This window comes from Actinoplanes solisilvae, from assembly GCF_003999975.1.
GTDB lineage: Bacteria > Actinomycetota > Actinomycetes > Mycobacteriales > Micromonosporaceae > Actinoplanes > Actinoplanes solisilvae.
On the sequence record NZ_RJAC01000045.1, the window covers coordinates 1 to 14,404 of the forward strand.

The 14,404-nt window shown below is 68.9% G+C and carries 12 protein-coding genes; 7 read left to right on the top strand and 5 right to left on the bottom strand.

Going from position 1 to position 14,404, the window contains the following annotated elements; translation table 11 throughout:
* The first annotated feature begins 390 nt into the window (after nt 1-390).
* From EER30_RS44865 to EER30_RS44880, 4 genes are all read left to right on the top strand, one after another.
* The gene (locus tag EER30_RS44865) at nt 391-1,083 is read left to right on the top strand and encodes a response regulator transcription factor (RefSeq protein WP_127508879.1); all 693 of its coding nucleotides are present in this window, start codon (nt 391-393) and stop codon (nt 1,081-1,083) included.
* Nucleotides 1,084-1,534: 451 nt separating this feature from the next.
* Entirely contained in the window at nt 1,535-2,821 is a 1,287-nt protein-coding gene (locus tag EER30_RS44870) for a histidine kinase (RefSeq protein ID WP_127508882.1), read from the top strand.
* 22 nt (nt 2,822-2,843) lie between these two features.
* Nucleotides 2,844-3,554, top strand: a complete 711-nt coding sequence (locus EER30_RS44875) for a response regulator (RefSeq protein WP_240670727.1) — start codon at nt 2,844-2,846, stop codon at nt 3,552-3,554.
* Between the two features lie 48 nt (nt 3,555-3,602).
* Complete coding sequence (locus tag EER30_RS44880) at nt 3,603-4,088, top strand: RidA family protein (RefSeq protein ID WP_127508888.1); 486 nt, start codon at nt 3,603-3,605, stop codon at nt 4,086-4,088.
* A gap of 17 nt (nt 4,089-4,105) precedes the next feature.
* On the opposite strand, the gene EER30_RS44885 is transcribed toward EER30_RS44880, so the two are convergent.
* The 4 genes from EER30_RS44885 to EER30_RS44900 form a co-directional block, all read right to left on the bottom strand.
* Nucleotides 4,106-5,575, bottom strand: coding sequence for a sulfite oxidase (locus tag EER30_RS44885; RefSeq protein ID WP_127508891.1), 1,470 nt, complete (start codon nt 5,573-5,575; stop codon nt 4,106-4,108).
* On the bottom strand, nt 5,575-6,207 hold the full coding sequence (locus tag EER30_RS44890; protein ID WP_127508894.1) for a fasciclin domain-containing protein: 633 nt from the start codon (nt 6,205-6,207) through the stop codon (nt 5,575-5,577). Before EER30_RS44890 ends, EER30_RS44885 begins: the two co-directional genes overlap by 1 nt.
* A gap of 134 nt (nt 6,208-6,341) precedes the next feature.
* Nucleotides 6,342-11,009 (bottom strand): outer membrane protein assembly factor BamB family protein, encoded by a 4,668-nt coding sequence (locus tag EER30_RS44895; RefSeq protein WP_127508897.1) that lies wholly within the window; start codon nt 11,007-11,009, stop codon nt 6,342-6,344.
* 31 nt (nt 11,010-11,040) lie between these two features.
* Entirely contained in the window at nt 11,041-12,135 is a 1,095-nt protein-coding gene (locus EER30_RS44900) for a HupE/UreJ family protein (protein WP_127508900.1), read from the bottom strand.
* A gap of 196 nt (nt 12,136-12,331) precedes the next feature.
* On the opposite strand from EER30_RS44900, the gene EER30_RS50155 reads away from it, so the two are divergent.
* Both EER30_RS50155 and EER30_RS44905 read left to right on the top strand, forming a co-directional pair.
* Nucleotides 12,332-12,688, top strand: a complete 357-nt coding sequence (locus EER30_RS50155; protein ID WP_432417606.1) for a phosphotransferase — start codon at nt 12,332-12,334, stop codon at nt 12,686-12,688.
* Nucleotides 12,618-12,851, top strand: a complete 234-nt coding sequence (locus tag EER30_RS44905) for a hypothetical protein (RefSeq protein ID WP_127508903.1) — start codon at nt 12,618-12,620, stop codon at nt 12,849-12,851. Before EER30_RS50155 ends, EER30_RS44905 begins: the two co-directional genes overlap by 71 nt.
* Here the strand turns inward: EER30_RS44905 and EER30_RS44910 are convergent.
* Nucleotides 12,839-13,363, bottom strand: coding sequence for an RICIN domain-containing protein (locus EER30_RS44910; RefSeq protein ID WP_164842758.1), 525 nt, complete (start codon nt 13,361-13,363; stop codon nt 12,839-12,841). The genes EER30_RS44905 and EER30_RS44910 overlap by 13 nt on opposite strands.
* A gap of 445 nt (nt 13,364-13,808) precedes the next feature.
* On the opposite strand from EER30_RS44910, the gene EER30_RS44915 reads away from it, so the two are divergent.
* Nucleotides 13,809-14,174, top strand: coding sequence for an Mth938-like domain-containing protein (locus EER30_RS44915; protein WP_127508909.1), 366 nt, complete (start codon nt 13,809-13,811; stop codon nt 14,172-14,174).
* Nucleotides 14,175-14,404 lie beyond the last annotated feature (230 nt).

Genomic DNA, 14,404 nt, shown 5'->3' on the forward strand with positions numbered 1-14,404 from the left:
GGGCAGCAGCGGCCGCACGAGCTGCCACAACGACTCCGGGCAGTACTTCTCCACATCACTCACACCCGTACAACGAATGATGTTGGTCCTCAACAACCCCTATCGAGATGCGGTCTTAGGCGGCCGAGGGCCTTGACGTTGTCAGGATGGTCGCCCTGTCCCGCGGCGTAGCACCGTGCGGCAGAACCGGTGTACTCGTACGGGCGTCTGATCTTGGTTCGCCACGCGATGTCTGAAGCCGGCATGGCAACCCGAGTGGCCGCAATCGCCGAAATCCTCCTGGGGTATGAGCGCGATCAGCTCGCGGCCTGACGAAAAGGAAGCACGAAGGCCGCACTGTGGATTCGCCAGGGTCGCGCGGGGCGCCCCGTTGAGCGAATAGGAACAGAAATGGCTGACTGCAATGGCGGGCGCATTCTGGTGGCTGCGCCGCGCAACGATTGGGCGGCGATCAAAGGTGCGGGACACCTCGTCCACCACGAACCGGACGGGCGCGCCTGCCTCCGGACGATGTATGCCATGAAGCCGGATCTGGTCCTGATCGACGTCGAGCTGACGGACCTGAGCGGGTGGAGCGCCCTGGGACGGATCCGGGAGATCAGCGACGTCGCCGTCATCATGATGACCCCGACCGGTGGAGAGCGTGACGTCGTGCGGAGCCTGCGGATGGGCGCCGACGACTGCGTGAGCCGGGGGGTCCCGCCGGTCGAGCTGCTGGCCCGGGCCGAGCGCCTGCTGCGGCGGGTACCGGCCCCACGCTGGGCGGACGACGCTTTCGAAGACGACCGGCTCCGGGTGGATCCTGCGCGCCGTTCGATCGTCGCGGACGGGCAGCCGGTGCGGCTCACACCGATCGAGTTCCGGCTGCTCGCCACGCTGACCCGCAACGCCGGGATAGTGCTTTCCCGCCGCCGGCTCCTGGAGCTGGTCTGGGACGACCCGACCGGCATCGGTGAGGAGCGGGTGAAGTTCGCCGTGCTGCGGTTGCGCCGGCGGCTCGGTTGGGCGGGTTCGGCGGACTCGCCGGTCGAGTGCGTCCGTGGATTCGGTTACCGGTACGCGCGGCAGGGGCCTCTGATGTGAGCGCATTTCGGTAGAGCGAGGTCCTACCACGGTCGTACTACTGAAAACTGACTACAGGGCCGCTCCGGCGGTATGTGATGTGTACGTCGGCATAGTGCTCCGGATTTGAAAGGAAGAGAGATAGTGGCTCAGCGAAAATATTGTTCGACGGTTCTGGCGCACCTGGGGACGGTGGCGGTATTCGCGGGCGGGGTTGTGCTGGGAGTGGGCGCGAGTGCGCGCGCAGCCGAGCCGATGCCGGAGTTTCCCACGGTTGTGCAGCAGAGCGTCCCGTTCGCCGGGCTCGACCTCGTGCAGACCTCCACCGGAGTGAAGACCGGGGAATCGTCACACACGGGGCCGAGGTTCGGGCCGCTCCAGGGTCCTGGAAGCCCAAGGCTGGATCCGCCTCTCTCCCCTCGGTTCGACCGTATCGACGTCGGTCTGGACTCCACGAGGCTGGGAGCGTGCTGTGGCTGAGCGGTTTCGCTGGACGCGTCTGTCGCGGGTCGGTGCCCTCGCCCCCGCGGCCGGCGCGACCGCACTTGATCTTTGGATCTGCTGGCACCGGGACTCGCCCGGGCGGCCGCACCCGCCCCTCTGGTCGCTCAGTCTCATGTTGGCGTGCACCGCGCTCGCCGGCCTCGTGCTGCTCGGGCGCCACAAACGGCCGCTACTGGTCTTTGCGCTCATCTGCGCGTATAGCGTCGTGTTCTCTGCCCTGTCGTTCACCTCGCTGCCCACGCCGGCCTATTTCCCGATCATCAGCGTGTGGCTCGCTCTCTACACCGTGGCGGCCGCAGGCAAGGGGCGGTGGGTCTACGTCGCGCCGGGGATCGCGGTCGTGCCCGCGGCGCTCATCACCGCCTACATCGTGAAGGTGTCCATCGATCCGGTATCGACGACCCTGCCCCTGGTCGCCTCGGAGTACGCGTTCGCCATCTTCATCGCGTGGGGCGCGGGCCGATGGCGCCGGGCGAGCCGGGCGCAGATCGAGCAGCTGGAGTTCCGCCGGCAAGCCGAGGCGAACGAGGCCGCCAACCGTGTCCGGCTGACCGTCGCGCGGGAATTGCACGACGTCATCGCCCGCACGGTCACACACATGGCCTTGCAGGCCGCCGGCGCCGCCAAGCTGCTCCGCACCGACGCCGCCGCGGCCGAGGAGTCACTCGACCGTGTCCAAAGCCTGAGCACCCGGGCGATGGATGAGCTCCGCGAGATGCTGCTGGTTCTGCGCTCCGGCGGCGAGGTTCCGGCGGAGCAGGCGGCGTCCACGGAGCAGCCCGGATGGCTGACCCGCCTCGACGACCTGCTCGATCAGGCCCGCCAGGACAGCCTGAACGTAGGCCTTACCGTTTCCGGTACGCCGCAAGTGCTCGACGCCGGCACCGACTTGGTCGCATGGCGCCTGATCCAGGAAGCCCTGACCAACAGCCTCAAACACGCCGGGGTGGGTGGCCGGGCCCACGTGACCCTCCGGTGGGCCGACGACCTGCGGATCGGGGTCGACGACGACGGTGACGGGCAGCCCGACCCCGCGCTCGCCGGGTTCAGCACCGGCAACGGACTGCGCGGGCAGCACGAGCGTATCGGCCAGATCGGGGGCACCCTCCGCTACGGACCACGGCCAGAGGGTGGGTTCTCGGTCGTCGCGCACCTGCCGATCACCGCCGCCGTGAACGTGCCCACCCGGCCGCTGGTGAGCACGGGTTCCCTATCGGAACCTCGGTCCGGCCTGGGGTCGCAGCATGCCGTCTGACCCGGGGGGAATCATCCGGACCTTGGTTGTCGACGACGACCCGCTGGTGCGATCGAGCTTGAGCCTGCTGCTGCTCGGCGAGCCCGGCATCGCCGTCGTCGGCGAGGCGGAGGACGGCGACCGTGCCATTTCACGGGCGGACGAGCTGCGGCCGGACGTCGTGGTGATGGACATCAGCATGCCGGGCACCGACGGCATCGAGGCGACCCGGGTCATCGCGAGCGACGGGTTCAGCGACCCGGACGACCCGGTGAAGATCCTCATCCTGACGACGATCCAGATCGATGACATGGTGCGCCGGGCGCTGCAGGCCGGTGCCTCGGGATTCCTGCTGAAGAGCGCGGCGGGTACGCAACTCGTGCCCGCGGTCCGGCAGGTCGGCGCCGGTGACGCATGGATCGACCAGGCGGTGGTGAAGCAGCTCATCCGCGAGTTCGCGGGCCGCCCCGAGGACGCCGCACCGACCTCGGCCGAGCTCGACGTGCTGACCGCCCGCGAGCGTGAAGTCCTGAAGCTGGTCGGCCACGGGCTGTCGAACACCCAGATCGCCGAGCAGCTGTTCATCGGCGAGGCGACGGTGAAGACGCACTTCGGCCGGGTACTGATGAAGCTGGATCTGCGGGACCGTTCGCAGGCGACAGCGGCTGCCTTCCACACCCGCCTCATCGCGCCGGGCGACCGGCCACCGCCGCGGCGCGTCGCCCGGGCGAGGACGGTCCACTCCCTGCGATGACGGCGGAACCCTTGGCAGCCCTGCGGCGAGCGGGCGTACAAAGGGTGCATGGGAAAGATCGAGGATCGGATCACCGAGCTCGGACTCGTGCTGCCGCCGCCATTGACGCCGCCCGCGGGGACTCGCCTGCCGTTCCACAGCGTGCACGTGGTCGGTGAGCTGGCCTATGTCGCCGGGCACGGGCCGCAGGCGGCGGACGGGTCGATCGCGAGGCCGCTGGGCCGGGTCGGCGCCGAGGTGAGCCCCGAGCAGGCGTACGAGGCGGCGCGGCTGACCGGTCTGGCGATCCTGGCGAGTCTGTCACGCGCGGTCGGCGACCTCGATCGGATCGCGGCCTGGGGAAGGGTGTTCGGCATGGTGAACGTGGCCCCCGGGTTCGACCGCATGCCGGACGTCATCAACGGCTTCTCCGACCTGTTGACCGAGGTCTTCGGGCACGAGGTCGGCGGCCATGCGCGCAGCGCCGTCGGACTGGCGGCGCTGCCCTTCGGCATCCCGGTGGAGATCGAGGCCACGGTCCACCTGGGGGACTGACACGGCTCGAGACTGAATCACGCGACGGTCACGGTGATGGTGTGGCGGCCGGTCGCTCCGCTCGGGAACGGTGTGGCGCGCGCGTCGGTCTGCACCTGTCCGGTGCCGTCGGTGGCCCGGACAGACAGGGAGTGCGGGCCGGGCGTGGCGTTCCAGGTCCAGAGCCACTGCACCCACGTGTCGATCGACGGGACCGGCCGCAGCTCGGCCGCCTGCCACGGGCCGCCGTCGACGCTGACCTCGACCTTCGTGATTCCGCGGCGCTGGGCCCAGGCCACCCCGGCAACGGTCACCGGGCCGGCCGCCGGGCGTGCGAACGGGCGTGGCCGGTCGATCCGTGAGGCGGTGCGGACGGTGCCCGGGCGGGCCCAGCCACGTTCGACCCAGTAGGCGTCGAAGGCTGCGAAGGTGGTCAGTTCGAGTTCGCCGACCCATTTGCAGGCGCCGGCGTAGCCGTACAGTCCGGGGGTCAGCATGCGTACGGGAAAGCCGTGCTCGGGTCGTAGCGGCTCGCCGTTCATGGCGACCGCGAGCATGGTGTCCCGGCCGTCGAGGGCGGTCGCGAGGGGCGTGCCGATGGTCATGCCCTCGACCGACCGCGCGACGAGCTGGTCGGCGCCCGGACGCACACCGGCCTCCGCGAGCAGCGGGGCCAGCGGTACGCCGAGCCAGCGGGCGGTCCCGATGTAGGGGCCGCCGACCTCGTTGGACACGCAGTTGAGGGTGATGTCGCGCTCGATGAGCGGGCGCCGCAACAGTTCGTCGAGCGTCAGCTTCAGTTCGGTCGTGACCATGCCGTGAACGCGCAGCGTCCAGGTGTCCGGGTCGACGCGGGGAACGGTCAGCGCGGTGTCGACCCGGTAGAAGTCGGCGCTCGCCGTGGTGAAGCCCGGTGCGGCGCCCGCCGGCAAGGGCTTCGCCGGCGAGGTGGGCGCGGGAAGGCTGAGGTCGGTACGGGCACGACCGGCCGTACGGGTGAAGATTTGCGCCCCGGCCTCGGTGAGGACCGCGGCACCGGCCACCAACAGCGCGCCGCGCAGGAACGCCCGCCGGTCGCCGGGCTGGACAGCCGGCCGCAGCAGCCACCAGAGGGTCGCCCCGGCGATGACCGCCGCCAGCAGGGACGGGAACGGGGTGAAGACCGTGGCGGTGGGCCGGGTCAGGGCGGCGGTCGCGCCGGCCACGCCGAGCAGGGCGGCACCGGCCACGACCACGATCCGCCGCCGGCGGCCGAGGACGCCGATCGCCGCGGCGAACAGCGCCAGCACGAGGCCGACCGAACCGAGCAGCACCGGCTTGTCGTAGGTGCCGAGTTCCCGTACGGCGAACTCTTTCACCGCCGTGGGAGTGGCGTCGATGATCGCGCCGCCGACCACGATCAGGGGCGCCGCGCCGGGCCGGGTCACGGCGGCGAGAAGTTCCGCGACCGCGATCCCGAGTCCGGCGGCGAGTACCCCTGCGGCGGCGTCGCGCAGCAGGGCCCGCATCAGCTCTTCGGCATGAGGACGGTGTCGATGATGTAGACGTTGGCGTTGGCCGTCTGCACGTTGCCGCAGATCACCGAAGCCGCACCGTCGACCTGGAAGTCCTCGCCGGAGCCCATGACGGACAGGTCCTTGCCCTCCAGGGTCTTGTGGGTGCCGGACAGGTCGGACGGGGTGAGCTTCCCGGGCACGACGTGGTAGGTCAGGATGTCGGTCAGCGTCTTCTTGTCGGCGAGGACCTTCTTGAGGTCGGCCGCCGGGATCTTCTTGAAGGCGTCGTTGGTGGGCGCGAAGACGGTGATGCCGTCGGCCGAGTTGAGCGAGTCGACCAGGCCGGCCTGCTTGACCGCGGTGACCAGGGTCGACAGCAGGGGGTTGCCGGAGGCGGCGGTCGCGACGGGAACCTGGGCCATGGCCTGGAAGCTGCCCTTGTCGGACGGGTCGGTCGGGACGGCGGCACAGCCGCCGCCGAAGTTCGCCATGACCGGCGCGTCGCTGGCCATCATCGGTGCGGGGCTGGTCGTGGCGGGTGCGGCAGCCGGCTGGTCGGTGCCGGAGTCGTCGCTTCCGCAGGCCGCCAGCGAGATCGAGAAGATCGCGGCGGCGGTGACGGCGGTGAACTTGGTGGCGCGCATGGGTTGTTCCTCCTGCTTGGGGGCCTTTACGCGCTTTATTCGGAGTGGCAGCTGGCGCAGATTGGTCAGATCTCGGGCCAATTTCCCAAGCGTCGGCCGGCCCCGGGACGAAACCCGGGGCCGGCATCGAAAAGCTACGGTGCGGTGACGCCGTCCAGGATGCGGACCGCGTCGGTGCCCGGCGTGATGACAAGCTTGCGCGTCAGGGTGTAGGAGCCACCCGCCGGAACCTCGACGTTGAACCGGCTCATCACCCAGTTGCCCGCGGCGTAGACGTCGAAGGCGCTGGCCGGCGTGCCGTAGACGAGCCCGAAGACCTGCGGGTCCGTCCCCGTCATACCGATGTACGGCTTGGTCGGGGTGTACGCCGCCGTCGCGCCCGGGACCACCACGCCGGCGCCCGGAATGACACTGGCCTGCCCGGCCGCGTCGTGGTCCATCGCGTCACCGGTCCACACGCTGACCGGCGCCGGACCCGAGTTGTTCAGCGACGTCGACACCGTGGCGAAGTCGTCGCCGGGCTTCAGCGCGTACGTGGTCGTCGCCGTCAGTGACGGGAAGCCCTGCACCGGCCCCGACACCCGTACGACGGCCTGGTCGCCGGTCGCCTGCACGATCCGGACGTCGGTCGCGGCCACCGTCCGGTTGTCCCACGCGCTCGTGCCGGTCGGCTGGGTCGCCGACACGTACGGCAGGTTGATCCAGTCGAATTGGTCGGCCATGCCCCGCACCGCGAGGTCGACCGGCTTGCCCCGGGTGCCGCCGGAGAGCTGCGCGTCGTTGTACGCGTCGGCGATCGCCATCGAGAGCTTGTCGTTCTCGAGCGTGACGTCGCCGTACCCGGCCTCGACCAGACCCGAACCGAGCTGCTTGCCGTAGCTCGCCTCGACCTTGACCGGGCTCAGTGAGATGTCCCCGTCCGCCTCCGAGGTGACCGTCTGGTACCCCAGCTTCGACACCCGGACGCTGTACTGCCCGGCCGGCGCTTTGATGAGGTACTTACCCGCGGCGTCGGTGGTGGAGACAGCGACCGCCTTCCCGCCCTGCTCGAGCACGACCCGAGCACCCGAGACGGCTGTGCCGCCCGCGGTGATCGTGCCGGACGCACGGGGGACGTCGGGAACGGTCGCGTCGTGCAGGTCGATCTCGTCGGCCCACTTCGCGATGTTCCCGGTGGGGTCGCCGCCCGCGGTCGCGTAGTCGGTCAGGTGGTAGAAGCTGAACTGCCTCGTGGCCCCGGCCGCCATCGTCGCGTCGTAGTAGAGACCCTCGACATACCCGTACGCACCAACCGCGGCCGGTGTGTCCTGAGCCCACGCGAGACCGTGCGCGGCCTGCCCGTTCGTGGTCGCCGCGTCCGCACCGACATAAACGTAGTTCCCGGTCCAGCCCGAGGTCTTGATCCCCGGATTGACGCCGCTGTATCCAGGGATCCGCCCGTTGTCGACCGAGCTGTCCGGGTCGATCATGTAGTTGAAGTAGCCCTGGTAACCCGTCGTGCCGGTGTTGGTCAGCTTGACCGTCATCTTCACGACCGGCGCGTCCGGCAGCGTCTCGTACCGGACCTGCGCCTTGATGTTCGGGTCGCCCCGATACTGACCGCTACCCACCACGGCCGCCCCGTCGACCGCGAGGTCGGGCAGGTCGAGCTGGTCGTTGGGCCGATCCCACGAGTCGGGCGGCGTGAGGCTCGGACGCAGCAGCATCTCGCCCCAGTCGAGCGTCTCCGCGCCGTTGACGTCGTTGAGCATGAGGTCGGACAACGCGCCCTGCCCCAGACCACCGACGCCGTTGTTGGCCGCGGTGTACGGCGTCACCGACGCGCGGATCTTGTCGTTGGCGAGGTAGAAATACTCCTTGCCGGTTTCGGCATCGGTCCGCGTGCTTCCGGACCCATAATCAGGCGCGTACGTCGACCGGCCGGCCACGGGCTGCGCCACCTTGATCAGCTTCAGGTCAGCCGTCGTGCTCCCGCTCGGGCCGACCTTGACGCCGACGGTCGAGCGGCCGTCGGCGACCAGACCACGCTTCGCCGCCGTGACCGTCCAGTCGGCCGCGGGCAGACCCATCCGATAGCGCCCGTTGGCGTCGGTGGTGGTCACCGCGGTCTCCTGACCCTCGGCGACGGCGGTGACCTTCGCGCCGGCGATCGCCACGCCCGTCGACGGGTCGCGGACCGTGCCGGTCACGGTCGCCCAGCGCCGCGCCGACTCGCCACCCGGCACGTAGGCGTACAGGTTGCCGTCCCAGGCGCCCGCCACAACAGTGTTGCCGCTGACGGCCGGGCCCGCGCCCACCCACGTACCGATCTCGTGGTTCCACAGGATCTGCCCGGTGTCGGTGGCCAGCGCATAGAACTTGCCGTTGTTGGCCCCCACGAACAGCGTGCGGCCGGCCACGACCGGGCTCGACATGACGCCACCGTGGTAGATGTCGCCCGGCAGCGCCCGCTCCCAGATCACGTTGCCGGTCGAGGCGTCCAGCGCGACGACCGCCCCGCTCGGGAAGCCCATGTAGACGACGCCCTGGCTGACCGCCGCCGCGCTCGGCGTCGAACCGCTGGAGACGAGCGAACTGCGAGTGCTCTTGTACGTCCACAGGGTCGCGCCGGTCTTGGCGTCACGAGCGACGATGCCGTTGTTCGCGCCGATGAAGACCTTGCCCTCGGCCGCGGTCGGCACCCCGTCCTGCCAGGAGCCCAGCGATTCCGTCCCGGTCCATTTGCGTACGCCGGTGGCCAGGTCGTACGCGAGCACGCGATCGGCGGTCTCGTTGCCGACGAACACGGTCCCGTCCATCACGGCCGGCGTGCCGTCGCTCATCGTCGCGCCCGACATCGGCGAAGCCCAGATCTGCTTTCCCGTACGGGTGTCGAGCGCCTTGAGCACGCCCTGACTGCCGATTCCGAAGCGGGTCTGGTACGGCCACAGCACGGTGTGCCCGGACACGGCGGGGGAGTAGTAGCCGTACGTGCGCTGGTTGTTCGGGGCCGGCGCCTGCTCGGGCACGGCCTTCCAGCGCACCTTGCCGTTCTTGACGTCGACGGCGTAGAGCTCCGAGCCCAGCGTCGGCGCGAAGACCAGCCCATCCCCGTACGCAAGGCTGCCGTGGATCGACTGCGGAACCTTGACGTCCCACAGCTTCTTGCCGTCCTTGAGGCGCACGGCGTAGATGCGGCTGTTGCCGTCGCCGTTCTCGTCGCGGGTGCCCGCGTAGACGACGCCGTCGTGAATGACCGGCGACCCGGTGAGGAACGTGCCCTCGGTGCGGAAACTCCAGGCCAGACGGCGTCCGGCCTCCTGTGCCGGGGCGACACCGGTGTGGCCGTCGTCGCCGTGGTGCTGGTTCCAGTCCCCACGAGCCTCCGGCTTGAGCGCGCGCTCGTGCGTCAGCGTGAACTCGGCCGATTTGGTCCACGTCTTGCCCGCCGCGTCGACGACCTGCACGTCGACGGTCTGCCTACCGAGCTTCGGGCGGCCGTGCAGATCACCTGACCACGTGAACTCGCCACTGTGCCGCATCGGCGTCCAGTGTTTGTCGCCGCTCGTGCGGAAACTCGCCGAGACGACCTCGTCCCCGGTGTCGTACGCATTGATCTGGATGCCCGGGAAGCCCGCGGCCGGCACCTTCGAGCCGGGGGCGGGGCTGACGATCGTGAGGTGCTCGTTCTCGCCGTACATGCGGAACGGGTTGTCGAAGCCGGCGCCCGCCATGTGGATGTAACGGAAACCGCGCGGCGCGTTGTCGATCGTGTACGAGCTCGACACGGTCTGGATGTGCTTGGCCGTCGAGGCGAACTTCGAGTCGTTCTCGACATGGTTGGAGTGCTCGTGGCCGACCAGGATGAGCTGCGCCCTGTACTTCTCGAGCACGTCACCGAAGGCGTCGTACTCCGACGGCGAGCCGAACGGCACGTTCATCGGCTGGTGGGTGAGCACGACCAGCTCGATCGGGTTCTTCTTCGTCAACGGAACGCTCGCGGCGAGGTCGTCCTTGAGCCACTGGAGCTCCTCCTCGAACGGCGCCGATCCGTTGTTCTCGAGCACCACGAAGTGCCGGTTGCCGTAGTTGAACGAGTACCACTCCGGGCCGACGTTCTTGCGATAGTTCTCGATCTTGTCGGCGTACGCGGAACCCCCGGCGTACTCGTGGTTGCCGACGGCCGGCCACACACCGACGGCCGACTGCTGCACGCTGCGCCGGTACGTGTCGAACTGCCCCTGGCTGGCGTCGTTCGTGAGGTCACCGCTGACCGCGATGAACCTCAGGTCCGTACCCGTGGAGTTGATCTCTCGAACCTGGTCGGGCAACTGGGCGTTGACGTGCGGGTCGGCGACGTTGGCCCAGGAGAACCGGTCGCCGTCGGAGACCTGGTCGCGCAGCAGAGCGAAGTCGGCCGCGGGCGTCGCGCCGTCGGCCAGCGAGCCGAGGTCGGCCCAGAACCGGGGCTCCTTGAACTCGTCGAGGCCAAACCGGTAACCGCGCGGCTGTGAGGCCCACACGATGTCGGTCTTGCGGCGATCGGTCGAGATGGACAGCGAATAGGTGCCGTCGGCCGCGGTCGTGGTGGCGACCACGCCGTCGGAAATCCGCACGCCGCCCTTGCCTGGCTCACCGGCATTACGGCTGCCGTCGCCGTTAGTGTCGACAAAAACGGTGCCGGTGACTGTGGCTTTCGGCGGATCTATTGCATAAGCCACGTAGGACGTGACAGGGCCCACCACAACGCTGGCGGCGAGCCCCAGCGCGGCGGTGTACAGGACGACGCGCAAGCGTGCGCGTGTCCAGCGGGACGCGGACATCGAGTTCCTTCGAGATCGGGAGCTGGGTGGGTCAGGTCAGGAGCGGCGAGCGTTCGGCGAACCAGACCAGTCCGGCACCGGCGACGGCGATGGTCGCCGCGAGGGTGCCGAGCGTGAGGGCGCGGGCGGTTGCGGCCCGGCGCAGGTAGGACAACGCTGGGAAAGCCAGCGCGATGATCGTGAGCTGGACGAGCTCGATGCCGACGTTGAACGAGACCAGGTCGGCCAGCGTCGAGGCGGACAGTGGGCCGTCGACGCTGAGCGCGCCCGCGAACCCGAGCCCGTGCAGAAGCCCGAACCCGAACACCACCGGCAGCCGGTGACTCGTCTTCGGCGACAGCAGGTTGTCGATCGCCACGAACGCGATCGACAGCGCGATCAGCGGTTCGACGATCCAGCCCGGCACGCTGACCCAGCCGAGCGCGGCCATCACCAGGGTCACCGAGTGCGCCACCGTGAAGGCCGTCGCGAGCTTGACGACGTCACGCAGCTTCTTGGCGCCCAGCAGCAGCACCAGCAGGAACAACACGTGGTCGAGCCCGAAGAGCAGGTGCTCAGCCCCCAGCCGTACGAACCGGGGGACCTCGCTCAACAGGCCGGCGTGCCCCACCGTGAAGCTCGGGTGCGCGGTGTCGAGCAGGGCCGCGCCCCGCGTGCCGTCGATCTCGTAGCCGACCAGCGCGCTGGCGTCGTCGACCACGCCGTCCTCGGTTCGGAAGATGCCGCTGTGGACGGTGAACGCGCCGGACGCCGGGCACTGGTAGGCCAGCGCGACGCGCGCCGCTCCGGAGGCGACAATCTCGACACGGCCTTCATGGTCGGCGACGCATCCGATCGAGCTGCGGCTGAGGCGCAGACGCTCACCGACGTACGCCGTGACCTCGCTCGCGTGTGCCTCCAGCGACTTCCGTCGTACGTCGGTGGGCTCTTCGGCTTTGTCCGGCGTCGCTTCATCGAGGTTGAACAGCCGCGCGACGATGTCGTACTCCATGTCGACAACGGCCGTGACGCGGTCGCCTTGGCTGCGAAGGTCCACCGCGACGGTGGTGGCACGAACATGGGCCTGCGCCGGAGCAGCAAACAGCAGCACGCCGACAAGGACGCCGAGGATTGACAGGAAACGCACAGCCAAGACCCTGCAACGCCCGCTCGGACCCCGGCAACATCGAAGCAGCCCAGTTCATCGAACCTTCCGACATCGGCCACTTACCGAACTTTCGGGGCGGGTCGTGCAGGATGGCCCGGTGATCACATCGGAGCCGCCGCCGTCAGCCGTCGCCTGGGCCGCTGAAGTCGCCGGTCCGGGTGCCTCCGCGCGCACGGTGCGACGACTCACCGGCGGCATCCACGCCGCCACGCATCTGCTGCGGACTTCACAGCCGAGCTCCGAGATGGTGCTGCGGCGGTTCCCGCCCGGTGACGACGCCGCCGCGCGAGAAGCCGTCGTGCTGGCGGCTCTCGACGGCTTGGACGGCTGGGCCCCGAAGGTGCGAGACGTCGACCCCGCCGGCCATCGGTTCGGCGAACCGGCCATCCTGATCACCCGGCTCCCCGGTCGCGCGGACATCACCTCGGCCTCGCCTTCGGTTACAGCTGAACAGCTAGGACGTGGCCGCGTACGAGCAGGCTGCCGCAGCGGCCGTGCCTACCGTGGCGCTGTGGGACCTGTTCGCCCTTGAACATTCCTATCGAACCGTCGAGACCTGGCTCCCGAACTACCACGACCTCGGCCGCACCGACCTGACCACAGCCGACCTGCGCGACCGCCACACCCGCTGGACGCAGGAGTGCCTCGCCCGCTACCGGGCAGACGAGGCGCCCCGGCCCGCTCACACCACGTAGACCTTCACCCAGCCCTGGTTCAACCCGCCGTCACAGGTGAACTGGCCGGCGACCGCGCCGGCCGCGGTGCTCGCGTCATAGATCCCCAGACACAGCCCACTACCCCGATTCCGAAGCTCGACGATGGTTCCCGACCGGGGAACAACCAGCCAGTCCTGATTGAACGCGCCACTGGGGTTAGCCAGGACGGCTTTAGCCCCTGGCAGCGTGTTCCCCCGGTTGATCCCCATGTTCAGATTCGACTTGAGATGCCAGAAGCTGCGGTACTGCCCGTCCACGACTTCCTGAAATATCTGATAGCCATCGGTGTTGCGAGGCTGCTGCACGACCTCGATGCCGTTGCTGATGCTCCCGTTGTTCTGCAGATACAACTTGGACCAGTTATTCCTGATCCGGAACGTCGAGGCCTGCGCTTCCGCCTGTTGACCGGCCCCTTTTGCTTGCGCGGCAGCCGGGGCCGCGGCTCCTATCGCGAACAGCAGCAGCAAGACGGCAATCACTCGTTTCCACATGCTAGGCATACCTTCCCCGTCTGCCAGCACCCGAATGCCCCGCTCAATTGACCTTGATATCGCCATGCACCCGAGCGCAGATAAAAGACCAACAGCCCCCACCGTACGGACCGTCGTCGAGATCATTTGTCCCAGAACCGCCCCCATTCAGAACGGGCGTGTTCGGGCACCCTGGGACTTCTTGACGTGGTTTCAGCTCGCGCGCACGCGGCAGGCTCACTTCCCACGGTTACCAGATCGCAGACGCATGGGGGGTCACCTGTAACCCAAGGCCCCGGCCACGCGTTTCCCGACGACCAGCGCGTGGCCGGTCCGCCGCCTCCAGCGGTGTCCCGGCGATGCTCATGAAAGGCCGATCGATTCAGCCGGCCGGAGGAGCTTTTCGCGGAGCCGGGCGGAGGGTGTCCGACGCGGTCGATGCCTATGGTGCTGTTACGGTGCCGGCGTGGCCAAATCACCGCGGATCGAGTCGCTCTCCTGGGGACGCATCGAGGTGGAGGGTCTCGGCGAGGTCAAGGACGCGAAGCTCTTCCCTGGTGGCGGCCGGGCATGGGACTGGCGGGAGACCGGCACCGAGCACAGCCCCGGCGTGCTGGTCGCTGACGTCGAGGAACTGCTCGCCAACGGCGCCACGACCGTCGTCCTCTCACGTGGCATGGAGTTGCGGCTCGAGGTCAGCGACGAGGTAGTGGCTTTCATCAGGGCCAAAGGCGTCACGGTCCACATCGCCGAGACCACCGAGGCGGTTCGCCTTTACAACGACTTGGCCGTCACCCAGCCAGTGGGCGGTCTGTTTCACTCCACCTGCTGATCCCTCAGGAAAGTCCATCGCCGCCCGCCGCGGTACAGCCATCGTCATGTGCAGATCGAACAGAAAGGTGCCGAAGGCGAGCCTGGCCCTCGCCTCCCGACGGGTGGTCGACTGGCCCCGACGCTGACCGGATAATCGCACCCTACCCTCCCGGTCATGACCCCGCTGTGCGTCGGCTCAGCTCGCAGTTTGACGGGCTTCGGGTTCGACTTCGTCAGTCGAGGCTATTG